Source organism: Streptomyces sp. NPDC096339, from assembly GCF_044762985.1.
Classification (GTDB): domain Bacteria; phylum Actinomycetota; class Actinomycetes; order Streptomycetales; family Streptomycetaceae; genus Streptomyces.
Genome location: NZ_JBIWFI010000003.1, coordinates 317,055 through 342,254, shown reverse-complemented (window position 1 = coordinate 342,254; position 25,200 = coordinate 317,055). Strand labels below are relative to the sequence as shown.

20 protein-coding genes are annotated in these 25,200 nt (G+C 74.4%); 9 read left to right on the top strand and 11 right to left on the bottom strand.

The annotated features are described in order from the left end of the window. Positions 1-135: 135 nt before the first annotated feature. From ACIQ5Y_RS08200 to ACIQ5Y_RS08185, 4 genes are read right to left on the bottom strand one after another with little or no spacing between them, the layout of a single operon-like run. The gene (locus tag ACIQ5Y_RS08200; RefSeq protein WP_403876479.1) at positions 136-768 is read right to left on the bottom strand and encodes a GTP-binding protein; all 633 of its coding nucleotides are present in this window, start codon (positions 766-768) and stop codon (positions 136-138) included. Next, positions 749-1,228, bottom strand: a complete 480-nt coding sequence (locus ACIQ5Y_RS08195; protein ID WP_403876476.1) for a DUF742 domain-containing protein — start codon at positions 1,226-1,228, stop codon at positions 749-751. The genes ACIQ5Y_RS08200 and ACIQ5Y_RS08195 overlap by 20 nt, the downstream gene beginning before the upstream one ends. Positions 1,229-1,238: 10 nt before the next feature. Continuing rightward, positions 1,239-1,676 (bottom strand): roadblock/LC7 domain-containing protein, encoded by a 438-nt coding sequence (locus tag ACIQ5Y_RS08190; RefSeq protein WP_365180471.1) that lies wholly within the window; start codon positions 1,674-1,676, stop codon positions 1,239-1,241. Further along, positions 1,673-4,417, bottom strand: coding sequence for a nitrate- and nitrite sensing domain-containing protein (locus tag ACIQ5Y_RS08185; RefSeq protein WP_403876473.1), 2,745 nt, complete (start codon positions 4,415-4,417; stop codon positions 1,673-1,675). Before ACIQ5Y_RS08185 ends, ACIQ5Y_RS08190 begins: the two co-directional genes overlap by 4 nt. Positions 4,418-4,760: 343 nt before the next feature. On the opposite strand from ACIQ5Y_RS08185, the gene ACIQ5Y_RS08180 reads away from it, so the two are divergent. Next, a complete protein-coding gene (locus tag ACIQ5Y_RS08180) occupies positions 4,761-5,249 on the top strand; it encodes a hypothetical protein (protein WP_403876470.1) in 489 nt (162 codons plus the stop codon). Positions 5,250-5,547: 298 nt separating this feature from the next. Here the strand turns inward: ACIQ5Y_RS08180 and ACIQ5Y_RS08175 are convergent, their stop codons facing one another. From ACIQ5Y_RS08175 to ACIQ5Y_RS08160, 4 genes are read right to left on the bottom strand one after another with little or no spacing between them, the layout of a single operon-like run. Next, entirely contained in the window at positions 5,548-10,242 is a 4,695-nt protein-coding gene (locus tag ACIQ5Y_RS08175) for a hypothetical protein (protein WP_403876467.1), read from the bottom strand. A gap of 55 nt (positions 10,243-10,297) precedes the next feature. Then, positions 10,298-11,227 (bottom strand): hypothetical protein, encoded by a 930-nt coding sequence (locus ACIQ5Y_RS08170; RefSeq protein ID WP_403876464.1) that lies wholly within the window; start codon positions 11,225-11,227, stop codon positions 10,298-10,300. Continuing rightward, positions 11,224-11,694 carry a hypothetical protein gene (locus ACIQ5Y_RS08165; RefSeq protein WP_403876461.1) on the bottom strand — a complete coding sequence of 157 codons (471 nt, stop codon included), beginning with the start codon at positions 11,692-11,694 and terminating at the stop codon, positions 11,224-11,226. The genes ACIQ5Y_RS08170 and ACIQ5Y_RS08165 overlap by 4 nt, the downstream gene beginning before the upstream one ends. Further along, complete coding sequence (locus ACIQ5Y_RS08160) at positions 11,691-13,196, bottom strand: hypothetical protein (protein WP_403876458.1); 1,506 nt, start codon at positions 13,194-13,196, stop codon at positions 11,691-11,693. The genes ACIQ5Y_RS08165 and ACIQ5Y_RS08160 overlap by 4 nt, the downstream gene beginning before the upstream one ends. A gap of 154 nt (positions 13,197-13,350) precedes the next feature. Between ACIQ5Y_RS08160 and ACIQ5Y_RS08155 the strand changes: the two genes are divergently transcribed. The 4 genes from ACIQ5Y_RS08155 to ACIQ5Y_RS08140 all read left to right on the top strand — a co-directional run bounded on the left by ACIQ5Y_RS08155 (position 13,351) and on the right by ACIQ5Y_RS08140 (position 16,252). Beyond that, a complete protein-coding gene (locus tag ACIQ5Y_RS08155) occupies positions 13,351-14,118 on the top strand; it encodes a LamB/YcsF family protein (protein ID WP_403876567.1) in 768 nt (255 codons plus the stop codon). Further along, on the top strand, positions 14,115-14,732 hold the full coding sequence (locus tag ACIQ5Y_RS08150; RefSeq protein WP_403876455.1) for an allophanate hydrolase subunit 1: 618 nt from the start codon (positions 14,115-14,117) through the stop codon (positions 14,730-14,732). Before ACIQ5Y_RS08155 ends, ACIQ5Y_RS08150 begins: the two co-directional genes overlap by 4 nt. After that, positions 14,729-15,595, top strand: a complete 867-nt coding sequence (locus ACIQ5Y_RS08145) for a biotin-dependent carboxyltransferase family protein (protein ID WP_403876452.1) — start codon at positions 14,729-14,731, stop codon at positions 15,593-15,595. Before ACIQ5Y_RS08150 ends, ACIQ5Y_RS08145 begins: the two co-directional genes overlap by 4 nt. Positions 15,596-15,703: 108 nt before the next feature. Next, a complete protein-coding gene (locus tag ACIQ5Y_RS08140; protein WP_403876449.1) occupies positions 15,704-16,252 on the top strand; it encodes a hypothetical protein in 549 nt (182 codons plus the stop codon). An 80-nt stretch (positions 16,253-16,332) separates the two neighbouring features. Here the strand turns inward: ACIQ5Y_RS08140 and ACIQ5Y_RS08135 are convergent, their stop codons facing one another. Together ACIQ5Y_RS08135 and ACIQ5Y_RS08130 are read right to left on the bottom strand one after the other, a co-directional pair. Then, entirely contained in the window at positions 16,333-17,730 is a 1,398-nt protein-coding gene (locus ACIQ5Y_RS08135) for a HEAT repeat domain-containing protein (protein WP_403876446.1), read from the bottom strand. A gap of 319 nt (positions 17,731-18,049) precedes the next feature. Next, complete coding sequence (locus ACIQ5Y_RS08130) at positions 18,050-18,466, bottom strand: ankyrin repeat domain-containing protein (protein WP_403876443.1); 417 nt, start codon at positions 18,464-18,466, stop codon at positions 18,050-18,052. A gap of 303 nt (positions 18,467-18,769) precedes the next feature. On the opposite strand from ACIQ5Y_RS08130, the gene ACIQ5Y_RS08125 reads away from it, so the two are divergent. Together ACIQ5Y_RS08125 and ACIQ5Y_RS08120 are read left to right on the top strand one after the other, a co-directional pair. Next, a complete protein-coding gene (locus tag ACIQ5Y_RS08125; protein ID WP_136210723.1) occupies positions 18,770-18,964 on the top strand; it encodes a hypothetical protein in 195 nt (64 codons plus the stop codon). A gap of 70 nt (positions 18,965-19,034) precedes the next feature. Further along, entirely contained in the window at positions 19,035-20,636 is a 1,602-nt protein-coding gene (locus ACIQ5Y_RS08120) for a hypothetical protein (RefSeq protein ID WP_403876440.1), read from the top strand. A gap of 461 nt (positions 20,637-21,097) precedes the next feature. Here ACIQ5Y_RS08120 and ACIQ5Y_RS08115 read toward each other — a convergent pair whose 3' ends face one another. Next, on the bottom strand, positions 21,098-22,597 hold the full coding sequence (locus ACIQ5Y_RS08115; RefSeq protein ID WP_403876437.1) for a PLP-dependent aminotransferase family protein: 1,500 nt from the start codon (positions 22,595-22,597) through the stop codon (positions 21,098-21,100). 191 nt (positions 22,598-22,788) lie between these two features. Here ACIQ5Y_RS08115 and ACIQ5Y_RS08110 point away from each other — a divergent pair, with 191 nt between their 5' ends. After that, the gene (locus ACIQ5Y_RS08110) at positions 22,789-23,559 is read left to right on the top strand and encodes a glycerophosphodiester phosphodiesterase family protein (protein ID WP_403876434.1); all 771 of its coding nucleotides are present in this window, start codon (positions 22,789-22,791) and stop codon (positions 23,557-23,559) included. Positions 23,560-23,626: 67 nt separating this feature from the next. Next, positions 23,627-25,027: an MFS transporter gene (locus tag ACIQ5Y_RS08105; RefSeq protein WP_403876431.1), complete on the top strand. Its 1,401-nt coding sequence runs from the start codon at positions 23,627-23,629 to the stop codon at positions 25,025-25,027. The last annotated feature ends 173 nt before the right edge of the window (positions 25,028-25,200 follow it).

Here is a 25,200-nt window from a genome sequence, read left to right as displayed (position 1 = left end):
TTGCGCGAATGCTTGACGGTGGACTGTGGCGGGTTCACACTCGCTCCACAGTCCCGCGCGACGACCGGGACCGCGAACCCCCCGTGAGAGCTGCGGCCCGTACCCCAGTCGGCGGGGGTACGGGCCGCCTCCACGTCAGGCCCCGGCTTCCGCCGTGAGGCTCAGGCGCCGGGCGCGGGCCAGGGTCATCGCGTGCTCCACGACTCCGACCAGTACGTCCTTCACGGACTCGCGGTCGCGCGCGTCGCACAGCAGCACCGGCACCTCGGGGTCGAGGTCGAGTGCCTGCCGTACGGTGACCACGGGGTGCCGGTCCGCGCCGTCGAAGCAGTTGACCGCGACGACGAACGGGATCTCGCGCCGTTCGAAGTAGTCGATCGCGGCGAAGCAGTCGGCGAGCCGGCGGGTGTCCGCGAGGACGATCGCGCCGAGCGAGCCCTGGGCGAGCTCGTCCCAGAGGAACCAGAAACGGTCCTGGCCGGGAGTGCCGAACAGGTACAGGACGAGGTCCTCGCGGAGCGTGATGCGCCCGAAGTCCATCGCCACGGTCGTGGTGTTCTTGCCCTCCACTCCCCCTGTGTCGTCGACACCGACGCCCGGCTCGGAGAGCCGTTCCTCGGTCCGCAGGGGTCTGATCTCGCTTACCGCACTGACCAGGGTGGTCTTGCCCACCCCGAAACCGCCCGCGACCAGGATCTTCAGGGTCAGCGGCTCGACCGGTGACACGGCATGCATGGCACCGGTGCGGCTAGAGCGCCCGAAGGCCATCGATCACCTCACGCAAAATGGATTCATCGGGCAGTTCGGCCGGGGGTACCGGCCTGGTCACGTGGACCAGTTCGTCGGCGACCAGGTCGCCGATGAGGACGCGTACGACACCGACCGCGAGGTCGACGTCGGCCGCGAGTTCGGCGACCGACTGCGGCCGGTCACGGCACATTCCGAGGATGTGCGCGTGTTCCGGCGACAGGGTCAGGTCCCAGACCGGATCGTCGGCCGCCGGTTCGGCGACGACGAGCGCGATCAGGTCCAGTCGGTGCTGGCCGGCGTGGCTGGTCCGGCCGCGGGTCATCGCGTACGGGCGCACGACCGGGCCCGCGTCGTCGTCGAACCAGTGGTCGTGCTCGGGGGTGGGTGCATCGGTCCAGTCGACCGTGGGGTCGCCGTTGCCGTTGCCGAGCGTGCTGTCGTCGGGATGGTGCCGGCTGTCGTGGCCTGGTTCGCTCATGCGGTCCGACTCACCCTCCGGCGGGCAGCCCGGTGCGCGGGGCGGTCGCCAGGTGGTCGCCGACTCGCTTGACCATGAGCGTCATCTCGTAGGCGACCTGCCCGACGTCGGAGTCGGCGTCGGCGAGGACCGCGAGACAGCTGCCGTCGCCGGCGGCCATCACGAAGAGGAAGGCCTCGTCGAGCTCGACCACCGTCTGGCGGACCTTGCCCGAGTCGAAGTGGCGGCCGACGCCCTTGGCGAGGCTGTGGAAGCCGGAGGCCACGGCCGCCAGGTGCTCGCTGTCCTCGCGGGTCAGGTCGTTGGAGCTGCCGGTGGGCAGGCCGTCGCCGGAGAGGACCACGGCCTTGCGGATGGAGCCGACTCGGTCGACGAGCTCGTCGAGAAGCCAGTTGAGCGGGCCGGAGCCGCGGCCCCTGGTGTCGTTGCCGGTCTGCGGTGCGGTCATCGACCGTCCCCTTCGTTCTCGTTCGCGGGACCTGTGGCGGCGGGGGTGCCGGCCTCGGTCTCGGACTGCTGCTGTGCGTGCTGGTTGCGGCCCGCCGTCCAGCCTCGCTGGAGTGCGGACATGCGCGTACGTACGTCGTCCGCGTCGCGGTGGTCAACCGGTTCGGCGGCGGTGTCGGCGGACTTGCGTGCCTGGGTGTTCTTGAGCTGCGGTGCCAGGCTGGCCTGGCGGACGCGGCGGGGCAGACCCCCGGTGACGAGGGTGTCGTCGGTGGCGGGTGCGGCTCCCTGTGCGGGCTGGGCGGTCCCGGACACGGCGCGGGGCTCCACCCGGCGGCCGTGCTCGGCGACCAGGGTCGGGGCCGGGCGGCGGCGCGGCAGCGGCACGGCGCCCGGGGAGCGGCGGCCGTCGGGGCGCGGGCCGGCTTCGGCACGCTGGGTCTCCAGCCGGACCGGACCGGTGGGGGCGAGCGGCTCGCGGTCGCGGCCGGCGCCCTGGCGGGTTCCGTTCCGCTCGGCGTGCGGCCGGTCGGCGGGGCGCAGGCCCAGGAGGGCGCTGCGGGGGGTGCCGCCCGGCGGGGTCTCGTCGTCGAGGGTGGCCATCGCGGGGCGACCGCCGACTCCGGTGAGGCCGGCTATGCCGGTGGCGATGGTCTCGTCCAGGACTCCGTCGAGGGCGTCGGCCCCGTTGAGGTCGAGGGGAGCCTCCAGCTCGACCGGTCCGCGCAGTTCGGCGGTGGCCAGTTGGCGGCCGCCGGTCTTCCCGCGGTCGACCGCGGCGGGGCCGGGGCGCTCGGAGGCGGCCTTGCGCGAACCGTCCAGGCGCACGCCGGTGCCGTTGGTCTCGGGGGCCTCGGTCAGCAGGGCCGACGGGAGGAAGACCACGGCGGTGGTGCCTCCGTACGGGCTGGGCTGGAGGACGACCTTGACGCTGTGGCGCTGCGCGAGGCGGCTGACGACGAAGAGGCCGAGGCGGTCGGTGTCGGAGAGCTCGAACTCGGGGGTCTCGGCGAGCCGGAGGTTCGCGTCGAGCAGGGCCTCCGGGGTCATGCCGAGGCCGCGGTCGTGGATCTCCAGGGTGAAGCCGTTGGCCACGCGTTCGCCGAGTACCTGGACCGCGGTGTGCGGCGGCGAGAACACGGTGGCGTTCTCCAGGAGTTCGGCGATGAGGTGGGTGACGTCGGCGACGGCCGGGCCGACGATGCCCAGGCGGCTGAGGCGACGGACCTCGATGCGCTCGTAGTCCTCGACCTCGGCGACGGCGGCCCGTACGACGTCCATCAGCTGGACGGGCTTGCGCCACTGGCGGGAGGGCGCGGCGCCGGAGAGGATCACCAGGCCTTCGGCGTGGCGGCGCATGCGGGTGGTCATGTGGTCGAGGCGGAAGAGGTCGGCGAGCTCCTCGGAGTCCTCGGTGCGGCGCTCCATGGTGTCGAGGAGCGTCAGCTGACGGTGCAGCAGCACCTGGTTGCGGCGCGCCAGGTTGACGAATACCTCGGAGACCCCGCGACGCAGCTCCGCTTGCTTGACGGCGGCCTCGACGGCGGCGCGCTGGAGGCTGTTGAGGGCCTGACCGACCTGGCCGACCTCGTCCTTCTCGTACTCCAGGTGGGGCGACTCGGTCTCCACGTCCACGTGCTCGCCGGCGGCGAGGCGGCGCATGACGCTCGGCAGCCGGACGCCGGAGGCCTCGTGGGCCTCCTTGCGCAGGCGGGACAGGTCGCGGATGAGGTCGCGGCCGATGCGGACGGAGAGGATCAGCGACACGATCAGCGCGATGAAGCCGAGTACACCGGCGACGGCCGCCTGGATCATGACGTCCATGGCGACGGGCTTGATGCGCTGCTGGTAGCGCTCACCGGCCTCGGTGTCCATGGCCGCGAGGTCGGCGAGGGCCTTGACCGCGAACTCGTCCCACTGGGCGGGGGTGGCGCTGCGCGGGTTCTTGCCGACGCCGGAGGTGATGAAGCGCTCCTCGGCGTCGCGCAGGGCCTTGGTGTCGGAGCCCGACCAGAACCGCTCGAACCGCTCCCGGTCTTCGGCGGGCAGCGTCACGAGGTTGAACTCGTAGAGCAGCTTGCGGTTCGCGGCGAGGTCGGAGACCTGGCGGATGCTGGTGGCTTCGACGTTGCGGGCGATGAGGGCGGAGGCCATGACGGCGTCCTCGCGGGAGAGCAGCTCGCGGGCGCGGCTGATGCCGACGAGCGCGCGGCCCTCCTTGTCGACCTCCACGTTGTCGAGACCGTGAAGGTTCATCAGGAAGTCGTAGCAGGGGTCGATGAGCCGGTTGTAGAGCTCGAGTGCCTGCGTGGGGTCCACCGAATTCTGGTCCACGGAACGGCGCATGGAGCCGATGCTGTGGAAGGCCTCGACGATGCTGTGCAGCTGCCGGGCGCTCTGCGGACTCAACTCGTCCATGACCTTGGGGTCACGGGCGCTGGCGCTGATGCGCTCGACGGCCGCGTCGGTGACGGTGCGGCTCGTGGTGAGCTCGGCTATCGCCCCGGCGGCCCGGGGGTCACCGAGCAGCACGAGGGTCTGTCGGCGTTCCTTCTGGATGACTCGGGCGACGTCCTCGACGGGGTAGCCGACCTTGTCGATGACGTAGGCCACGTCAAGGAGTTGGACGGCTTCACGGCCGGTGATGACCGTGGCGAAGCCCCAGAGGGCAGTCAGGGAGACGAGCGGTACCAGCAGCAACGCCACGATCTTCCGGCGGATGGATTTCCCGCGAAAGCGCATGGCCTCCCCAGCCTCCCCAGCTCAACCCCGTTGGTCGGGGTCGGTGTTCCGTCATTTAAACGGCGTGAGCCTACTACTGACGAAGCGGTGCTTCGAAGGCGTGTCCGGACGTTTTCGGCCGGACGCCTGGACGAAGATCACGAGTTGTCCGATACTTCCGGTCAAGTGCGGCCCGATTTGTGGCAGATGACACCTGGTGGGGCCTCGGTTCCCGCGACATGATGGATGGCTGGAATTATTCGTTCCGCGATCTTCGGGGCGGGTGGATGCGTCCGGGATTCGGGAATCTCCGGACCGCGCCGGACGTCTGTCTGGGTAGGTGGGGTACGTGGGGTGGGTAGGCATGGCGGTGTGGACGACGGACGACGCCTGCCGCGGGGTGGGGAGTGAGCGGACCGTGAACGGATACGAGGGCGACGGCGCGGGGGCGGGCGGGACCGGGGCCGGGGCCGATGTGGTGCGGCGCGGGTTGTGGGTGGAAGAGCCCGCCCGGCGGCGCCGGATGCCCGACCCGGTGCGGGCGTCTGCGGTGCGGGCGGTGCTGATCGTGGCGGTGACGCTGACCCTGGCCACGATCGCCTTCTACCTCACGCTGGCCGGCTCCTGGCCGGCCCTCCCCATGGCGCTCTGCGCGGTCGCCGGGACGATCGTGGCCACGTGGGGCGTGCTGGACGTATGGATCACCCGGCAGGCGTGGATACAGCGCCACGGGGTCCTCTCGGTACCGAGCAGCACGGTCCGCACCCGGCGGGGCGGCGGCGCGGCCGAGCCGGGTGGGCGGGGCCGAATACCCCGCGAGGGCGGGCCGCTGGCGTCGCCCGCCCGGCGGTAGGGCCTCCTCCTGGCCGGGGTCGCCGCCGCGGGCTCGGGCGTGCTCCGCCGCTGCGCGGGCCGATTGGCGGGCGCCGGGGCGGGTGCGGGTGCGCCGGACGGGTGCGGGTGCGGTGGGTGCGGGTGCGGTGGGTGCGGGTGCGGTGGGTGCGGGTGCGGCGGGTGCGGGTGCCGCTGCGCGGGCCTTCTCCCCGCCCCGCCCTTCCTCCGTTCCCCGGGGCTCCGCCCCGGACCCCGCTCCTCAAACGCCGGAGGGGCTGGATTTCCGCCCGCCTGGCCGCCGGACGGAGTCCGGCGCGTCAGGAAGGCGTGCGGCGGAACATCCGGGTGGCCGTGATCTCGCCGTGGATGGGCTCCGACTCCGGGGACTGCTGGGGCAGGCCCGGGCGGAGGTGTTCCTCCACGCTGATGTACTTCAGGCCCGCCCGCAGGTCCGCGTCGTTGCGCAGCCGGATCACCAGCGGGAACTCCGCCAGGGCCGTGGTGTCGAACAGGCCCGTGGTGTAGAGGAGCTGGACGCCGAGGGCGTCGGAGACCGCCCGCTGGAGCTCCAGCAGGTACGTGGCGTTGGCGCGGCCGATCGGGTTGTCGAGGAACAGCGTGCCCGCGTGGCGGTGCTTGTCACGGCCACGGTCGTTGCTGCGCAGCGCCGCCATGGTGCAGTAGAGCGCGATCGCCGCGGTGAGCAGCTGCCCGCCGGAGAAGACGTCGCCCATCTGGCCGACGGGGACGCGTTCGGCCCGCAGGACCGCGTCCGGCTTGAGGATCTCCACGGAGATGCCCTTGGGTTCCAGGGCCGCCTGGACACCCCGCAGCAGCAGGGACATCCCGTCACGGCGGCCTTCGCCGAAGGAGGCGGTGCTGTTCTTCTTCAGCGCCGAGCGGGTCGCCTCGTCGATCACCTCGCCGAGCCGCTCGGTGAGCGTGGCCTGGTCGGGCTCCTCGAAGCGGATCCGCAGGAACTCCTGGCCTGACCATTCCCCGAGGCCCTCGGGAAGCTGGGACAGGCGCTGGGCGGAGCGGAGGGTGGCCAGGGCGGATTCGACGAGCCCGCGCAGGCGGTCGACGATGCTGTCGCGGTTGCGTTCCAGCTGCGCCAGCTCGTCCGTCAGGACGCGGAGCCGGGGCGCGAACGCCGCGGCCCAGGCCGCCGCGTGCTCGGGCAGCGCGGAGGCGGGCAGTTCGCGGATCTGCTGGCGCGCGGGAGTGCGTACCTGCTCGTAGCGGGTGGCGTTGGCGTGCCGGACCAGGATGTCGCTCGCCTCGCGCACCGCGGCCTCGGCGGCCGAGAGGTCGGCCGCGCAGCCTCGCAGGGAGCGGCGGGCTTCGGCGGCCGACTGGCGGGCCTCCTCCAGGGTGCCGGGGTGCGGGGCGGGTTCCTGCTCGTCCTCCTGGTGGGCGTGGTCGCGCAGCAGGTCCCGCAGGAGGGCGGCGGTCTCGTCGAAGCCTCCGGCGCCGTCCTCGGCGGTGCGGTGGGCGCGCAGCAGGTCCGCGTGGGCGGCCCGGGCGGCCTCCACGGCCGCGCTGTGGGCGGCGTGCTGAGCGGTGGCGGTACGCAGCAGGGCCTGCGCCTGTTCGACGTCCTCGGGGACGAGTTCGTCCGGGAGGTCGGTGTGCGCCTCGCCGTCGGCCGGGGCGTGCCGTTCGGCCTCGCCGCGCAGTCGACCCAGCTGCTCGCTGGCGGCGGACGCCCGGGACTCCAGCATCTGTACGAGGGCCTCGGCGCGGGCCGCCGCTGCCTGCCGGGAGGGGCCGTCGGCGCCGTCGGTGCCTTCGAGGAGCTGGGCGGCGCGGGTGCGGACCTTGTTGGTGAGGCGGTCGAGCTCGGCGAGGGCGGCGCTCTCGTCGCTCTCGGCGCGGGCCTGTTCGGCGCGCAGGTCGGCGCCGACGCCCACCTTCTCGTAGAGCTGCGAGGCGGCGCGGTAGGCCTCGCGGAGGTCGGGGAGGGGGGCCTTGCGACTGCCGTCGTCCTCGGGGAGGGGGTCGGGGGCGCCTGCGATCTCGGCGCGTTCCGCGCGCAGGGCGCGGGCGGTGCGGCGGGCGTCGTCGGCGGCGCGCTGGGCGGCGCGGCGGTCCTCGTCAGCGGCGCGGGCGCGGTCCAGGCAGACCTCGGCGCGGGCTTCGGACTCGGCGGATTCGTCGGCGAGTTCACGGAGCCGGGCCTGCCAGCCGGCGCGCTCGCGCAGGCGGAACGCGAGGCCCGCGAGGGCGTCGGCGGCGCGGCGGGCGCGCTGGGCGGTGTCCTGGCGCTCGTCGCGGACGCGGGCGGCGTCGGCGGCGGCCTCGTCGGCCTCGGCGCGTACGGTACGGGCCTCCGCGAGCTCGGCGTCGGCCTCCTCCGCGAACGCCCGGGCGGCCTCGGCCTGCTGCGCCAGCTCGGCGAGCCGGCCGGGCGGGCAGCCGCCCCGCCAGGATGCGAGGCGGGCGGCGAGCTCGCGGTCCCCGCCGAGGCGGGCGGCCAGGTCGCGGATCTCGGTGTCGCGGGCGGTGGCGCGGGTGCGCAGCGCCTGGCGCTCCTCGTCGGCGGCGTGTTCGTCGTGCATGGCCGGGTTCGGCGGTACGAGGAAGACAGCCGCGTCGGAGTCCCCGGCGGGGGGCACGGGGGCCAGCAGTGCGGCGGCGGTGCCGACCGCGACGGTGGAGCGGGGCAGCAGGGCGGCGGCGGAGAGGACCTCGCGGGCGCGGCTGTGGGTGTCGGGGTCGGTGATGACGACGCCGTCGACGAGTTCGGGACGGGCCGCGAGGACGGCGGCGTGGTCGGCCGGGTCCACGGACTGGGCGAGGTAGCGCCAGCCGGGGAGCGCGGGGATGCCGTGCTCGCCGAGGTACTCGACGGTGGCGAGGACGTCGGGGCCGGGCGGCAGCAGGCCTCCGTCGCCGAGGGCGCCGAGGATGCGGGCGTCGTCGGCGGCCGCGGTGCGCAGCTCGAACAGGTGGCGTTCGGCCGAGGCGACTCCGTCGGTCAGCAGGCGGTGGAGGTCGGCCGCGTTCCGGTCGAGGTCTTCGGCCGACAGCCGTCCGGCGGTGGCGGGGTCGGGCTGGGCCGCGTCCGCGGCGGTGCCGTTCGGGCCTGCGGCGCCGGGCGAGCCCGGCGCGGCGGCCTGCGGGCCGGTGGAGTCGTGGGCGGCCTCGCCGGGAGCGTCCGGTACCGACGGGAGGCCCAGGAGGGCCGCCAGGCGGGGGGATTCGGCGAGGGAGGCCGCGGTGCGCTGCTCGGCGGTGTGGGCGGCCTCGGCCGCGTCGGCGGCGTCCGCCGCGCGGGCGGCGGTGAGTTCGGCACGGGATTCCGCGGCGGCGGCCTCCCGGGCGGCTTCGCCGGCGGCGCGGGCGGCCTCGCGGGACTCGTCCCAGGCGGCCACGGCGGTCTTCTCGGCGTCGGCCGCGGCGAGGGCGGCGCGGGCCGGGTCGGCGTCGGGGGCGGAGTCGTCGAGCCAGCCGGCGCGGACGGCCTCGGCGGTCTCCTGCTCGACCTCGCGGAGCCGCGAGCGGAGGTGCTCGGCCTCGCTGCGGGCGCGCTGCGCGGCGGTGGCGGCGGCGGTGGCGTCGCGGTGGGCGGCCTCGCCTACGGCCTGGAGCTCGGCGGAACGCTCCTCTTCCTCGTTCGCGGCCTGCTCGCCCTGTTCGGCGGCGGTGTGCAGGGCCCGTACCAGCTCGGCGGCGGCGGTCGCGCGGGCGGCCAGCGCGGGGGCCGCGTCCCGCTCGGCCTCCAGGATCGCGGCGGCGACCCGGGCGGAGCGGTCGGCGGCGGCACGGTGGCGCAGCACGCTCTCGGCGGCCTGCCACGCGGAGTGCAGCGTACGGGCTTCGAGGAGTTCGCGGCGCTGGGCGGTGGCGGCCTTGTCGGCGACGGTGAGGGCCAGCGAGGCGTGCCGGTAGGCGAGTTCGGCGGAGACCGCGGCGCTGCGGGCGCGGGCGGACTCGGCGGCGGTGACCTCGTGGGCGGCGCCGGTGACCCGCTGGGCGAGTTCGGCGGCCCGGCCGCGTTCCTCGGCGGCGCGGGCGGAGAGCCGCCGCGCGAGGGTGCGCGTACGGCGTTCGGCACCGGCGTGGACGTCGCGCAGCCGGGTGCGGGTCTCGGCGGCCTCGACGATGCGGGTGAGGAGGTCCACCGAGCCCGCGGTGAAGTCCCGTTCCGCCATCAGTTCGGCGCGGCGGCCCAGCTTGTTGCCGAAGCCGTGGACGAGGTCGGCGAGGCCGTCGGTGTCACGGGTGTCGGTGACGGCCCGCAGCAGCAGGTCGGTGAAGTCGGAGTCCTTCTTGACCGCGAAGAGGCCGGCGGCCTCGCCCTCGTCGGCGTTCATCTCGCGCTGGTAGCGGAAGAGTTCGGGGTCGAGGCCGAGCTCGGTGAGGTGCTCGTTCCAGCGGTCGTGGATCTCCTCCCAGGAGACCTCCAGGTGCGGGTACGCCTTGCCGGCCTCGGTGAGGGCGTCGCGGAAGCCCTTCATGGTGCGGCGCCGCCCCTGGGCGCCGGAGGCGCCTTCGACGGGCGGGCGTACGGCGGTGGCCTCGGCGACGGGCAGGTTGTCGAGGCTGAGGCCGGGGCCGGGGCGGAAGGAGTACCAGGCCTCGGCGAACTTGCGGGGGTCGTTGGAGACCTGGCGGCCGCGCCATTCGCTGACCTTGCCGACGACCACGCATTCGCCGGTCTGGGTGTGCTGCCACTCCAGGGCGACGTGGCCGCAGTCGTCGGCGAGGAGGAACTTGCGCAGTACGCCGGAGCTGGCGCCGCCGAGGGTGTTGCGGTGGCCGGGGAGCATCACCGAGAAGATCAGCTTGAGCAGGACCGACTTGCCGCCGCCGTTCTCCAAAAACAGCACGCCGGCGGGCGCGGGGCGGCGCGGCGGGCCGGTGGGCTCGTCCTCGAAGAACTCCGCCTGCATCGGCGCCGGGTGGGGCACCGGCTCGCCGACTCCGCGCAGGTCGAGCACGGTGTCGGCGTAGCGTGCGCCGGCGGGCCCGATGGAGTAGAGGCGGATCCGGGACAGCTCGTACATGGCGGCGGACTCTCGTTGTTTCTTGGTGGGTCTCAGTACGTAAGGGGCGGGTGGCTCAGGCGTGGAACGGCAGGCCGGCGTCGGCCGCCAGGTCCAGGTCGTCGCCCTCGGGCGGCGGCAGGAGGGTGGCGGAGCCGTCGCCGACGGGGACCACGCCGAGTTCCAGGAGCTCGGCCATGGCCGCGCTGCCCGCCATGTCGCGGACCTGGAGCTGGTAGCGGGGGGTGGTGCGGTAGGTGCCGCCGGCCTCGTCGCCGGTGCGCTGGAGGAAGCCGGAGTCGGTGAGGAAGGCCGCGGCCTTGCCGACGATGCCGGTGGTGGAGCCGGCGAGGCGGCGGGCGTCCTTGGTGGCGCCGGTCGCGCTGCGGCGGGCGTAGACGCGCCAGGCGGCCTCCAGGCCGGGGGCGTCGGAGGCCGGGTCGGTGTTCTCGCCGAGTTCCTCGGCGCGCTCCTCGAGGCGTCGGCAGGTCTGCCGGACGAAGGAGTCTACCCCGTTGACGGTGATGCGGCCGATGTAGGCGTCGTCGGCGAGGTCCTCGGGGCGCGGGAAGGCGAGGGCTGCGACGGCGAGGTGGGCTAGGCCGTGCAGGAAGCGGTCGGCGGAGTCGGCGGCGGTGCGGCGGGCGTAGTCGCCCATGCGGACGGCGAAGACGGAGTCCTCGCCCGCGGCGACCGCCATGCCGGCGCGGGTGGACACCTCCAGGACGACGAGGCCCAGGCCGGTGGCGACGGCGTCGGCGAGGCGGCCGAAGGCGGTGTCCTCGCGGTAGCGGCGCAGCAGTTCGGCGTATTCGGCGTCGCGGGCGGGCAGCAGCTTGGGCTGCAGCCCGAAGGCGACGAGGCGGGCCGCGTCGGCGGCGTCGGCCGGGGTGACGGCCCCCGCCGGGGCGGGCGTGGGCGCGACGGGAGCCGACGGCGCGTCGGGCTCGCTCCACGCGGTGTGACGCTCGCTCCACGCGGTGGGCTCGGCGTGGTGGTCGCTCACTGGTACGTCTCCTCGGCGGTACGGGTGGTGCGGGTGGTGATGGTGGTGCGGGTCATGGCGGGTGCGGCGGGCCGCCGTTCGGGCTCCGGGCCGGTGAACGGTGCCGTACGGGTCCGCGCGTGCGGGCCGACGGGGCGCGCGGCGGCAGGCGGATCCTGTCCCCCACCCCGCCCCTTCCAGAGAGCGGGGGCGAGCCCCCGCGCCCCCGGCCGGGCCGGCCCCTGTGCGGCGGCAGCCGCAAGGGCCTGGCGGTACGGTGCGTGCGCGGCACGCGGGCGGCCGGGCAGCTCGGCTCGGAGCGCGAGGGGGGCTCGGGGCGCAAGCCCGGGCACGGCCCCCGGCGCGGCCCCGGGTTCAAGGCCGAGCAGGGCTGCGGCCGGGTCGCCAACAGTGGCGGCCAGGGCGCCCCCGGCGGCCGTGGGGTGCGGGGCGTTCGTTTCCGGTGCCCGCCGGGAGGCCGGGGTCACGCCGCCTCCGTGCGGTCGGCGGCCATGCCGGCGGCGTCCAGCAGGGCCGTGCCCACGATGAGGTCGGCGCCGCCGAATTCCGGGTCGTCGAGCTGGGTGCCGTCGTCGACGGCGAAGAGCAGCCGCTCCTCGCCCTGGCGGTAGGCCGTGCCGACGGCCGGGCTCGCCGCGTGGACGGCCAGCAGCGCCACCAGGTACGGCAGGTCCGGGTCGCTGCGGCGGGCCTCCGCCAGCAGGCCGGACAGCCGGCGCGGCGCGTCGTGCGGGAGGTCCAGGAGCCGCGTCGCCGCGGCGAGCTGCTCCTCGCTGAAGCGGCTGTCGTCCGGGGTGGCGATCAGGTCGGGCTCGGGCATCTCCACGCCCAGGTGCTCCCGCTCGACCGGCGGGGTCAGCAGGATCTCGACGAGGTCGGCGACCCGTACCGACACGGGGGTGCGCAGGCCGGCCCCCGAGGCGAAGAAGGCGTCGGTGACCCGGCGTGCCCCGGCCACCGGCAGCGGCAGGATCGGGGCGACGAGCTGCCCGTACAGGTCGATGCCGGAGCGCGGGGCGGGCGCGGCGAAGGCCTGGCGGTCCTGCTCGGCGCGGAAGAGCGGGCCGGCGTCCAGCAGCCGGGACTGGAGTTGGGTGTGGCGGCGGATGCAGTCCTTGACGATGTCGACGAGTTCGGCGGCGCGCCGCTTGTTGTCGGGTTCCTCCGCCTCGTCGCGCGCCTTGCGGATGTTGGTCAGGATCGCGTTCTCGTGGCGGTAGCGGTCGGCGACGTGGTCGAGGGCCTCCTCGATCATGTCGGGCACGGACTGGAGCCAGTCCACCGCCCGGACGTTGCGCCGCGTGGCGTCCAGGGTGCGGCGCAGGGTCTCGGCGTACTGCACGGTGCGGTAGCGGGCCTGCTCGGCGGCGAGTTGGGCGTCGGCGAGCCGGCCCCGGCTGATCAGCACCTCCAGCTTCACCTCGGCGGCGATCTGCGCGCTGGTGACATCGGTGTCGAGGGCGCCGACGAGTACGTTGACCGCCTCGTCGGTCGTGCGCAGGTAGACCGCGCCGCCGTGGCCGGGGACTTCTTCGATCAGCTTGAAGTCGTAGTCGCGGCGCACGTAGACGCCGTCCGCGCCGAAGGTTCCGTAGATCGCGCGGAAGCCCCGGTCGACGCTGCCGACGTTGATCAGGTTCTCCAGCACCCAGCGGGCCACCCGCTCGTGCTCGGCCGCCGGGCGGGCCGGGGCCTGGGCGGCGACGCGCGGCAGCAGGCGGGCCACTATCTGCTCGTGGTCGGCGCCCGTGTCGAAGTCCATGTTCAGCGTGACCAGGTCGATCGCGGAGAGCGCCACCTCGGCCATGGCGTAGACCCCGTACTCGCCGGCCAGATTGGCCTTGCGCACGTCGAGGTCGTGGAGGGGGGCGGTGCAGGCGAGGGCGCGCAGCCGCCGGGCCAGGCCCTCGTCGGCGGCCGGGCCCGGCGCCGGGGACGGAAGGGTCTTCGCCGGGGCTGGGAGAGTCACGGACAAAGACTAGGCGCTGACCCTGACAACATCCCAAACGCGGGGGTTCGGCCGGATCGTTCTGATCGTTCTGCCCGTTCGGATCGTCCGGGTCCGCCCGCCGCGCGGCCTGCTCTACCCTCGGCGCATGGCTTCCATGATCGCATCCGCTGCCGTGATCGACCTCAACGCCGATCTCGGCGAGGGTTTCGGGCGCTGGACGCTCACCGACGACGAGGCCCTGCTGTCCGTCGTGACGAGCGCCAACGTCGCCTGCGGCTTCCACGCCGGGGACCCGTCCATCATGCGCCGGGTCTGCGAGCTGGCCGCGGCCCGGGGCGTACGGATCGGCGCCCAGGTCTCCTACCGCGACCTGGCGGGCTTCGGCAGGCGCTCCATGGACGTGCCGCCCGGCGAGCTCGCCGACGAGGTGGCCTACCAGATCGGGGCGCTGGAGGTGTTCGCCCGGGCGGCCGGTTCCCGGGTGTCGTACGTGAAACCGCACGGTGCGCTCTACAACCGCACCGTGCACGACGCCGACCAGGCGGCCGCCGTGGTCGCCGGGGTCCGGCTCGTGGCCGGGGCCGGGGCCACCGGAGGTCTGCCCGTGCTGGGGCTGCCCGGGTCGCTGCTGCTGGACGCCGCGGCGGAGGCCGGGCTGGCGCCCGTGGCCGAGGCCTTCGCCGACCGCGCGTACACGCCCGCCGGGACGCTGGTGCCGCGCGGCGAGCCGGGAGCGGTGCTCCACGATCCGGACGCGGTGGTGGAGCGGGCCGTGCGGATGGCGGCCGAGGGGTCGGTGCGTGCCGCCGACGGCTCCTCGGTGCCCGTGGCCGCGCGCTCGCTGTGCCTGCACGGGGACACCCCGGGGGCCTCCGGGCTGGCCCGCCGGGTCCGGGAGGCGCTCGGCGCGGCCGGGGTGCGGGTGGAGGCCTTCGCGTGAGGAGCCTGGTGGTGGGCGCCGGGGCCCTGCTGATCGAGCTGGATTCGGCGGCGGAGGTCGCCGCGCTCCACGCCGAGTTGCTGCGCCGCAGGGACGCGGGCGAGCTGGGCCCCGTACGGGATCTGGTGCCCGCGGCGCGGACCGTGCTGCTGGACGGCGTACGGGATCCGGCCGCGCTCGGCGCCCGGATCGCGCGGTGGGAGGTGCCGCCGCTCGCGCCCTCGCAGGGCCCGCTGGTCACCGTGGAGGTGCGGTACGACGGGCCGGACCTGGCGGAGGTGGCGCGGCTGTGGGGGGTCGCGCCCGGGGAGGTGTCGGGCATCGTCGGCGCCGCCGAGTTCCGGGTGGCCTTCTGCGGCTTCGCCCCGGGCTTCGGCTATCTGACGGGTCTGCCGGAACGGTTCCACCTGCCCCGCAGGGACACGCCCCGACCGTCCGTCCCCGCGGGCTCGCTGGCGCTGGCCGGCGAGTACGCGGGGGTGTACCCGCGCTCCTCCCCCGGCGGCTGGCAGCTGATCGGCTCCACGGAGGCGGTGCTCTGGGACCCGGAGCGGGAGCCGGCGGCCCTCTTCGCGCCGGGGGTACGGGTGCGGTTCGCGGAGGCGGCCGGATGAGCGGGCTGCTGGTGATCCGGCCGGGTGCGCTGACCACGGTCCAGGACCGGGGCCGCCCCGGGTACGCGCACTTGGGCGTACCCCGCTCCGGGGCGCTGGACACGGCGGCGCACGCGCTGGCCAACCGGCTGCTCGGCAACCCGCCGGACGCGGCCGCGCTGGAGACCACCCTGGACGGGGTCGCCCTGCGGGCCCTCGCCGCGACGACGGTGGCGGTCACGGGCGCTCCGTGTTCCGTACGGGTCTCCGGGCGCCCGGTGGCCTGGGGGGCGCCGGTGCGGCTGTCGGCGGGGGCGGAGCTGGAGGTGGGCCGGGCGGAGTCCGGGCTGCGCAGCTACGTCGCGGTGCGGGGCGGGCTGGCCGTCGCGCCGGTCCTGGGCAGTCGCTCGACGGACCTGCTGTCGGGTCTGGGCCCGCCCGTGCTGACGGCGGGGACCGTGCTGCCGGTGGGCTCGGCGGGCCCGTTCCCGGCGGCCGGCGCGGACGCCTGCGGGCTGCCCGGGGCCCCTGCTGAGCTCCTGCTCCCGCTCCGGCTGGGGCCCCGGGCCGACTGGTTCACCGACGCCTCGGTCGCCGGGCTGTGGCGGGCGGTGTTCCGGGTGTCGGCGATGTCCAACCGGATCGGGCTGCGCACGGAGGCCGGTTCCCCCCTGGTCCGGGCGCGGGCCGGCGAGCTGCCGAGCGAGGGGATGGTTCTGGGGGCGGTGCAGGTCCCGCCGAACGGTCTGCCGGTGGTGTTCCTGGCCGACCATCCGGTGACGGGCGGCTACCCGGTGGTGGGCGTGGTCCCGCCGGGCCCGGCCCTGGACGCGGCGGCGCAGGCCCGGCCGGGGGTCGCGGTGCGGTTCGTCCGGAGCCGATGAAGCGTTCCGGGCGCCGGGTGCCAAGTACGGGTGAACGGGGCCGCGGGGGCCCCGCACACAGGGGAGGAACCTGGTGCGCAAGCCACCGCGCTCGGTGCGGTGGCGGGGATGGTGGCGCTGCCGGTGCTCGGCGAAGACGGCGGCACGTCGCCCGCCTACGCCGTGTCCCGCAACGACGACGGCACGATCTCGGTGCACGTCTTCCACCCGTACGGAGTGGACGGAACGGTCCGCGAGCTGTGGGAGCTGGGGATCACGGTGGCGGTCGGGCCGCGCAGGCCGTCTGAGCAGTGTCCTTCGACCGTCGCGTGCCCGCAGGGACTCACGCCCGGGGAGGGCGGCCGCGAGTTCGCCGGAGCCAGGGACTCCAGCGCGCAGAGGATGATCACTCCGGAAACGGTGCCGCCCGGCCACACGCTGGCGCTGAGCACGCCGATGGACGCCTCGGACACGCACCCGATCGGCCTCGCCGCCGTCGAATCCTCGAAGCTGCCGTCCTGCGTCCCGGTCTACGCGGATCCCGCCAAGGCGCCCCGGCGGACCAGGAGCCCCGAGGAAGAGGCGGTGCTCGAGGACGAGCTGCGGGGGTCGGAGGAGGGCCGCTCGGGCGGGACCGGGCAGCCGAGCCCCTCGCCGAGCGCTCCGCGCAAGCCGTAGCCCGGTACACGACAGCGCGCCCCCGGTCCGTCTCGGACCGGGGGCGCGCTGTGCTCACGGGCGGCACGGGGGCGGTGGCCCTACACGGCGGATTCCGGAGCGATCCGGTCCCGCACGGCGGACTGGACGTCCTCCTCCTCCGCCGGGTCCGCCGCCAGGCGCCGCAGGCGGGGCGCGACGCGCACGTCGGCGGTCGCGGCGTAACGGGCGGCCACCTCGCGGGTGGTCTCCTCGCAGTCCCACAGGCATTCGACGGCGAAGCCCGCCGCGAAGGTGGGGTCCGTGCTGGCCAGGGCCTGGGCGGCGCGGCCGCGCAGGTGCGAGGAGGCGGTCTCGCGGTAGATGTGGCGCAGCACGGGGGCCGCGCAGCCGATCGCGAGCCGGCCGGCGCCGTCCACCAGGGCGAAGAGCCTCTGGGTGTCGGGGCCCGAGCCCCGGACGGTGGAGCGGAGCGCCCCCAGGACGAGTCCGGCGTCCTCGGCTTCGCCCCGGGCGGCCAGGACGGCCGCTGCGGCTGCTCCGAGGGCGTCGGGGCGGTGGACCCAGCGCCGGGCCCGTTCGACGGCCTCGGGGCCGCACATGCGCTCGTAGGCGGCCACGGCCGGCTCGTCCGCGGCGGCTTCGATGAGGTCCAGTACGGCCGGGTTCTCCGGCTCGGCGAGGACCAGGTGGTGCAGGGCGGTGGCGCGGGCGGCCTCGCCTTGGTGGCCGGCGGCGGCCGCGAAGACGGCGGGCCGGTCCTCGGGCTGGGCCACGGCGGCCAGGCAGCGGGCCGCGGGCACGTGCAGCGGTGTGCCGCGGCGCAGGCCGTCGGCGGCCCATTCGAAGACCGCCTGGACGCCCCAGCCCGGCCGGGGGCCTCTCGGGGTCATCTGGCGCTGCCAGCGGTCGAAGGAGCCCTGCTGACGGGCGGCGCGCAAGCGGGCCCCGTACGACGGCGACGCCTCCCACAGGCACCACGGCCTGGGCTCGTAGGCGTCGCGGACGGCGGCGGCCAGCCGCGCCTCACCCTCCGCCGTGGCGGGGAAGCGGGCGAGGACGGAAGCCCCGAGGGAGCGCAGTCCCTCGTCGTCGTCGCGCAGGGCGAGCTCGTCGAGGGCCCAGGCCCAGTTCGCCCCGGAGGCGGCGTAGCGGCGCAGCAGCATGAGCGCGTCGTCACGGCCGTACGAGGCAAGGTGCCCCAGCACGGACAGGGCGAGGCCGGTCCTGTGGTCCTCGTCGTCGACGAGGTCGTCGGCGCTGAAGAGGTGGCTCTCGATCTCGGCGAGGGGGCCGTCGAGATCCAGGTAGAGCCTGGCGTAGTACAGCGAGCGGTTCTCGACCTGCCAGTCCTGTCGCGGATCGCGGAGCACGCACTGGTTGAGGGCCGCGAGGGCCTCGCCCCTGGGAGCCGCGAGTGCGTGCAGCGTGCCGTCGCCGCGGCCGCGCTGGAGGAGCCCGAGCAGGGTACCGCTCGGCGCTATGACTGGTTCGAACATGGGAATGGCCTCAAATCAAGCTGGGGACGCAACCGGGAATCGTGATTCACAGAGCCGCGTAACAGCATGTGAGGGCGTTCGCCGTCTTGTTCCGCTCGATGTAGACCATTGCCTTCTCACTCTCGTCGGTACTTCGTGACCATGGCGGCCGGACCCGGCCGGGACACCCTTCGCGTCATGCCGTCCTGCCCGTCCCCCGTGCTCGCGAATCGAATCCGACGCCATGATGACCCAGCCGGTTTGTGCGCCGCGACCACATTTACGGCTGCCGTGATCAACCTGTGAGATCCACACCGGCCACGGCCCGGCAAAAAGCGGACTACTTCGCTCCGAAGAGTTCCAGCAGGTCGGCCTTGGCGAACATGCGCGCCGTGTCCACGGCGGAGGGGGTTCCGGCGTTCGGGTCGGCCCCGCCGGCGAGCAGCGCGCGGATGACCGCCTCCTGGCCCTTGAAGACGGCGCCGGCGAGCGGGGTCTGGCCGCGGTCGTTGGCCCGGTCGGCCTCGGCGCCGCGGGCCAGCAGGGCCGCGACGGTCTCGGCGTGGCCGTGGTAGGCGGCGAGCATGACGAGGGTGTCGCCGCGGTCGTTGGTGAGGTTCGCCGGGACGCCGGCTTCGAGGTAGGCGGTGAGCTGCGCGGTCTCACCCTGACGGGCGAGATCGAAGATCTTGGTGGCCAGTTCGATGACGTCCTCGTCGGGGGCGTCGGGGGAGGTGCCTTCGGTGTGCTCGCTCATCGTGCGTACCGCCTTTCACTCGCTGCTGGCATGAAGCTTCCCCAGGCCGTGCGGGCAGGGGGGCGCACGGCACTGCGTCCGTACGGGTGAATCGTCAGAGTAGCGCCCGGACCTGCACATGTACGGCCCGGGCCGAGGCAATGATCACCCTCGACCCCCTTCGTCCCGGACGCGCCAGCCGGGATGAGCCGGTCAAGTGAAAAACCGGCAGATTCACCCGTATGCACCTTTTGTCGCATTGATACTTCCTGTGAGCCTGGGAGAACTGATGGTGACTGTCCCCACCCACCAGGAGAACCTCTCATGGTCTTGTCCATCTCGGGCGTCGTCCTGCTAGGCATCATCGCCTTCCTGTTCTTCAAGAAGGACGGGATGAAGCTGACGCACGCGTTCGTCTGCTCCCTCTTCGGCTTCTTCCTCGCCGGTTCCGCCATCGCTCCGAGCATCACGGCGTCCACGGCGAGCCTCGCCAGCCTGCTCGGCGGGATCAAGCTCTAGCCCGGCCACTGCACCGCGACACCAGCAACACCCGAAACACACGTCACACCCACAACTCCAGGAGACGCCCGTGGCCCGGCGCCCACTTCCCCGCATCCTCAGCAGCGGCACCGCGTCGCTGGCCCGGGGCCGCGACTTCGCTCGCACGGCCGCCGACAGCGCCACGGACGTCCTCCATCCGCTCCTCACCATCGGACGCGGCCTGCGCATCCTGGCCTCGGCCGGGCGGCGCAAATGGTCCGAGACCCCCAAGGACAAGCGTGGTCCCGCGCTGTTCCTGGGAGCCGCCTGCGTCCTCGTGGTCGCGCTCGTCCCCTACGGCCCGCTCCTCGCCCTGATCACCCTCATGGCGGCGGCGGCCTGGCAGGGACGCGACCGCAATCCGGTGAAGACCGGGCCCAGCGAGGCCGAGACCGAACGGCTCGGCTCCCTCTACGAAGCCCTCGTGCCGTACTTCTCCATCCCGGAGGACCCGAGTCCGCTCTTCGCCCACGGCGGGGAGTGGGACAAGGCCTTCAGCGGCTACGAGTTCGACGAGGCGGGCCGCGTCACCCGGCTCCACATCCGCTACCCGGCCTACTTCACCGATGGCGAGGCCACCTCGCGGGCCCGGATCGAGGCACTGCTGCACGCCAAGTCCGGGCGCGGACGGGAGTATCTCTTCGACTGGGACGAGGAGGGCAACCAGCTCGACCTGCGTGTGCTGGCGGCGCTGCCGACGGGTATCGCCGCCCAGCCCTTCGTGACCTCCCCCGGGGAGACCGTGCTCGGCTTCACCGACTCCGGCAGCGTGCAGCGCACCCTGCCCGTCCTGGAGGGGGACGAGCCGAAGGACGTACCGCCGGTGATCTGGCGGACCGGCCCCCGCTCCACCGAGCCCCACCTGCTGGCCGTCGGCCAGCCCGGCAGCGGCACCACCACCCTGCTGCGCTCGATCGCCCTGCAGGCCCTGCGGCACGGCGGCGACGTACTGATCATCGACGGCGGAGGCAGCGGCGAGTACGCCTGCCTCTCCGGCCGCGACGGCGTCCTGGCCGTGGAGTCCGGGCCCGCCGGGGCGCTGGCCACCCTGGAATGGGCCGCCCAGGAGACCGAACGGCGACTGGTGGCCACCCACCGGGCCCGGGAGGCGGGCCGCCCCGCGCCCGAGGACACCCGGCGCCCCCTGTGGATCCTGCTGGACCAGCCGAGCGTGCCGGCGCACCTCGCGGCCGCCGAAGGACTCCCCGATCCGCTGGCCCGGCTCCAGGTGCCGCTGCGGCACGGCCGGGCCGCGCACGTCACGGTGGCGGTGGCCGAGCAGTTCGACCACCTGGAACTGCTGAACGACGCCGTCTGGCAGCACACGCGGGCCCGGATCGTGCTCGGGCCCGCCGCGATCCAGCAGATCGCCGATGTGCTGGGCCTCCCGCCGCACACCACGCCGACGGTTCTGGTGCCGCCGGGCCGCGGGTACGCCCGGCTCGGGACGGGTCCCGTGCACCGCTTGCAGGTGCCCGCCACCCCGGACCCGTACGACGACGCCGTGCACCCGGCGTACCGGCAGGCGGTGCTGGAACTGCTGCCGGAGCGGCTCTCGCCCGGCGATGAGGGTGGCGTGACCGTGACCCTGACGAAGTCGCCCCCGGCCCAGACGGCGGCGCTCCCCGAGGTACCGGCCGAGGCTCCTTAGACATCCCGCCCGGCGTTCGAGGCCCGGGCCCCTCCCGCCTCGCCGGCGTTGGAAGCGCGCGGGTCCCTCCAGCCTCGCCGGCGTTTGAGGCGCGGCTTTCAGCCCGTCCGGCGTTTGAGGACCGGGGTCTGGGGCGGAGCCCCGGGACGGGTCCGGGCGGAGCCCGGGGAACGGTGGAAGGGCGGGTGGGGGACCGCTCCGCGCAGCGGCACCCCGCCCCGGGCCGCGCCTACGGGCCGTCGGGCCCGGGCGCGCGGCGGGGCACCTCCTCGGGCGTCGAACGTGACGGGGCAGCGGACATGCGCGGCGTGGTTGCGTTCGACGCCCTGCGGGGGCGCCCCGCCGCACACCCGACCCCGACGGCGCGGGGGTGCGGAGCCGGGGGGACACCCCGCCGGGCGCCCCGCCGCACGCCCGACCCCGACGGCGCGGGGGTGCGGAGGCGAGCCCGGCCCCGGGGGCTATGCCACGAAGGTGCGTGGGGGTTCCGCGCTGCCGGCCGCCCCCGTGCCGACCAGGCGGGCCGCCGCGGCCAGGCGGGCGGCGGCCTCCTCGGCCACCGGGCCGCCCACCGTGAAGGGCAGCCGGACGTAGCCCTCGAAGGCCCCGTCCACTCCGAAGCGGGGGCCCGAGGGGACCCGTACGCCCACCCGTTCGCCGACTTCGGCGAGGCGCGATCCGGAGAGGCCTCCCGCGCGGGCCCACAGGGTCAGGCCGCCGAGGGGTACTTCGAACTCCCAGTCCGGCAGCTCCCGTCGGACCGCCGCCACCAGGGCGTCACGGTTCTCGCGGGCCTGCTCGCGGCGGATGTCCACGGCCTCCTGCCAGCCACCGCTCCGCATCAGCCAGTTCACCGCGAGCTGCTCCAGCACGGGAGTGCCCAGGTCGGCGTAGGCGCGGGCGGCCACCAGGCTGCGGATGACGTCGGGGGCCGCGCGGACCCAGCCGATCCGCATGCCCGCCCAGAACGCCTTGCTGGCCGAGCCCACGGTGATCACGGTGGAGCCGGCCGGGTCGAAGGAGCAGACCGGGCGGGGCATCGTGAGGTCGGGGTCGAATTTGAGCTCGACCATGGTCTCGTCCGCGACGAGGACCGTGCCGGCCGCCCGGGCGGCCTCCACCATGGCCCGGCGCTGCTCCTCGGAGGCCAGGGCCCCGGTCGGGTTGTGGAAGTCGGCGACGACGTACGCGAGGCGGGGGGCCGAATCGCGCAGCACCTGGCGCCAGACGTCCATGTCCCAGCCGGCCAGCCCCTCGGCCATGGCCACGGGCACCAGGCGGGCCCCGGCTGCGCGCATCAGCTGGAGGATGTTCGCGTAGGACGGGGACTCGACGGCGATCCGCTCCCCGCGCCCGGCGAAGAGGCTGCAGATGGCGTCGATGGCGCCCATCGCGCCGGTGGTGACCATGATCTGCTCGGGCATGGTGGGGATGCCCTGCTCGGTGTAGCGGTCGGCGAGCATGCGGCGGAGCGCGGGCAGGCCGGCCGGGTAGTCGCCGTGGGTGTGCGCGTACGGCGGGAGCTCCTCCAGGGCGCCCTGGACGGCCTTGGTCAGCCACGGCTCGGGGGCCGGGAGGGCGGCGCAGCCGAGGTCGATCATGGAGCCGAGGGATTCGGGCGGCAGCGGCTCCAGCCCGCGGGCGGGCAGCGGGTTCCCGGCGGGGACGGAGGTCCAGCTTCCGGCACCCCGGCGGGACTCCAGGAACCCCTCCCCGCGCAGGGCCTCGTACGCGGCGGCGACGGTGGTGCGGCTGAGGGCGAGGGAGCCCGCCAGCTCCCGCTCGGCGGGCAGCCGGGCGGCGACCGGAACGCGGCCCTCCAGGACGAGCAGCCGGATCCCGTCGGCGAGGGTGCGGTACGCGGGCAGTTTGCGGGCGCCCGGTACGGCGGGCCGCTCCTGCTGCGAGGTGATGAGACGGGCGAGCTGTGCGGCGCCGACCGCCGAGGTCCATTCGGCCATGCGTCCGGTCCACCTTCGTCGGATTGGCCCCGGCCAGCTCCGTCGGGGCCGGGATTGGATTGGGAACTGCGGACCCAGCCTGCCACGTGCCGGTCCACCCGCACCAGGCGAGGTCCTCCCGGGAGCCGCGCTTCGGCCGCGCGACGGCTTCCGGTCACCGCGGGGCTGCCCACGCGGGGGATACTGCGCGCGTGACGCACGTACGCCTTCGCCATCCGTATCTGGACCACCCGGCTCCGATCCCCTTCGCCCACCGGGGAGGTGCCGCGGACGGGCTGGAGAACACCGCCGCCGCCTTCCGCCGGGCCGCCGACGCGGGCTACCGGTACTTCGAGACCGATGTGCACGCCACCGCCGACGGGAAACTCGTCGCCTTCCACGACTCCACGCTGGACCGGGTCACCGACGGGACGGGCCGGATCGCCGAGCTGCCCTGGAAGCGGATCAGCGAGGCCCGGGTGGGCGGCACCGAGCCCCTCGCCCTCTTCGAGGAGCTCCTCGAGGAGTTCCCGGACGCCCGCTGGAACATCGACGTCAAGGCCGAGTCGGCCCTGCACCCGCTGGTCAACCTGATCGCGCGCAAGGGCGTCTGGGACCGGGTGTGCGTGGGCTCCTTCTCCGAGAGCCGGGTGGCCCGGGCCCAGAAGATCGCCGGCCCCCGGCTGGCGACCTCCTACGGCGTGCGCGGGGTGCTCGGCCTGCGGCTGCGCTCGTTCGCGATCCCGGCGGCACTGCGGGTGGGGGCGGTGGCGGCGCAGGTTCCGGAGACCCAGGCGGGCATCCGCGTGGTCGACCGGAGGTTCGTACGCACCGCGCACGAACGGGGACTCCAGGTGCACGTGTGGACCGTGAACGAACCGGAACGCATGGAGGCTCTCCTGGACCTGGGAGTCGATGGCATCATGACCGACCGGATCGACATCTTGCGCACGGTGCTGGACGGGCGCGGGGCCTGGGCCTGACACGGCCGGGGTGCCCGCGCGGGCTCCGGCGGACCGTGCGGTACGGGGACCAGCGAGGGGGCACCGAATGAGTGCGCAGACCGAGGACGAGGCGGAATCCGGGGCCGAGGACGGCAGATCGGGCGCCACCGCGACGACCGACACGGCCGCTGCGGCCGCGCGCAAGCGCGAGCAGCGCGGCTGGTACTTCTACGACTTCGCCGTGTCGGTGTACTCGGCGAGCGTGCTCACGGTGTTCCTCGGGCCCTACCTGACCTCGATCGCCAGGGCCGCCGCCGACGCCGAGGGCTTCGTCCACCCGCTGGGCGTCCCGGTGCGGGCCGGCTCGTTCTTCGCGTACGCGGTCTCGGCCTCGGTGATCCTGGCCGTGCTGCTCATGCCGATGGTGGGCGCGATCGCCGACCGGAGCGGGCGCAAGAAGCCGATGCTGGCGGTGGCGGCCTACACGGGCGCCGCGGCGACGACCGGGATGTTCTTCCTGGGCGGTGAGCGCTATCTGCTCGGCGGTCTGCTGCTGGTCGTGGCGAACGCCGCGCTGTCCATCTCGATGGTGCTGTACAACGCCTACCTGCCGCAGATCTCCACTCCGGACGAGCGCGACACCGTCTCCTCGCGCGGCTGGGCCTTCGGCTACACCGCGGGCTCCCTGATGCTCGTGGTGAACCTGGCGCTCTACATGGGCCACGACTCCTTCGGCCTCACCGAGGGCATGGCGGTACGGATCTGCCTGGCCTCCGCGGGATTGTGGTGGGGGGCCTTCGCGCTGATCCCGCTGCGCAGGCTGCGGGACCGCAAGGTGGTCCGGGAGCCCGGCGAGGGCCCTGCGGTCAGCGGCTGGAAGCAGCTCGTCGCCACCCTGAAGGACATGCGGCGCTATCCGCTGACGCTGTCGTTCCTGCTCGCGTACCTGATCTACAACGACGGCGTGCAGACGGTGATCTCCCAGGCCTCCATCTACGGCTCGGAGGAGCTGAAGCTGGACCAGTCCACCCTGATCGCGGCGGTGCTGCTGGTGCAGGTCCTCGCGGTGGCCGGTGCGCTGGCGATGGGCCGGCTGGCGGTGACGTACGGCGCGAAGCGGACGATCCTGGGTTCGCTGGCCGCGTGGGCGTTGACGCTGGCGGTCGGCTACTTCCTTCCGGCACGGACCCCGGTGTGGTTCTTCGCACTCGCCGCGATGATCGGGCTGGTGCTCGGCGGCAGCCAGGCGCTGTCGCGCTCGCTCTTCTCGCACCTGGTGCCGGCGGGCAAGGAGGCCGAGTACTTCTCGGCGTACGAGATGAGCGACCGCGGGCTGAGCTGGGTCGGACCCCTCGTCTTCGGCCTGACGTACCAGGTCACGGGCAGCTACCGGGACGCGATCATCTCGTTGGTGGCCTTCTTCGCACTGGGTTTCGTGCTGCTCGCGAGGGTGCCGGTGCGGCGCGCGGTGGAGGCGGCAGGCAATCCTGTACCCGAGCGGATCTGAGAGGGTTCCGCGAGCGCGCCCGACCCGTATCCACGAACGAATTCCGAACGAATTTAGACGTTGAAGCAAAGGGCCGGTAGTGTACGCCTTTGGCCTGCCAGGCGGACCGTTACTGCGCGCTCAAGAAGCGTGGACGTTGGGTGACATCTGCTGCCAGATGTGACAAAACGGGC

Bases quoted from the DNA above. Each gene is read 5' to 3' on its own strand.
- ACIQ5Y_RS08200 (WP_403876479.1), bottom strand. From the start codon at position 768: ATGGCCTTCGGGCGCTCTAGCCGCACCGGTGCCATGCATGCCGTGTCA.
- ACIQ5Y_RS08195 (WP_403876476.1), bottom strand. From the start codon at position 1,228: ATGAGCGAACCAGGCCACGACAGCCGGCACCATCCCGACGACAGCACG.
- ACIQ5Y_RS08190 (WP_365180471.1), bottom strand. From the start codon at position 1,676: ATGACCGCACCGCAGACCGGCAACGACACCAGGGGCCGCGGCTCCGGC.
- ACIQ5Y_RS08185 (WP_403876473.1), bottom strand. From the start codon at position 4,417: ATGCGCTTTCGCGGGAAATCCATCCGCCGGAAGATCGTGGCGTTGCTG.
- ACIQ5Y_RS08180 (WP_403876470.1), top strand. From the start codon at position 4,761: ATGGCGGTGTGGACGACGGACGACGCCTGCCGCGGGGTGGGGAGTGAG.
- ACIQ5Y_RS08175 (WP_403876467.1), bottom strand. From the start codon at position 10,242: ATGTACGAGCTGTCCCGGATCCGCCTCTACTCCATCGGGCCCGCCGGC.
- ACIQ5Y_RS08145 (WP_403876452.1), top strand. From the start codon at position 14,729: ATGAGCGGGCTGCTGGTGATCCGGCCGGGTGCGCTGACCACGGTCCAG.
- ACIQ5Y_RS08140 (WP_403876449.1), top strand. From the start codon at position 15,704: ATGGTGGCGCTGCCGGTGCTCGGCGAAGACGGCGGCACGTCGCCCGCC.
- ACIQ5Y_RS08135 (WP_403876446.1), bottom strand. From the start codon at position 17,730: ATGTTCGAACCAGTCATAGCGCCGAGCGGTACCCTGCTCGGGCTCCTC.
- ACIQ5Y_RS08130 (WP_403876443.1), bottom strand. From the start codon at position 18,466: ATGAGCGAGCACACCGAAGGCACCTCCCCCGACGCCCCCGACGAGGAC.
- ACIQ5Y_RS08125 (WP_136210723.1), top strand. From the start codon at position 18,770: ATGGTCTTGTCCATCTCGGGCGTCGTCCTGCTAGGCATCATCGCCTTC.
- ACIQ5Y_RS08115 (WP_403876437.1), bottom strand. From the start codon at position 22,597: ATGGCCGAATGGACCTCGGCGGTCGGCGCCGCACAGCTCGCCCGTCTC.
- ACIQ5Y_RS08105 (WP_403876431.1), top strand. From the start codon at position 23,627: ATGAGTGCGCAGACCGAGGACGAGGCGGAATCCGGGGCCGAGGACGGC.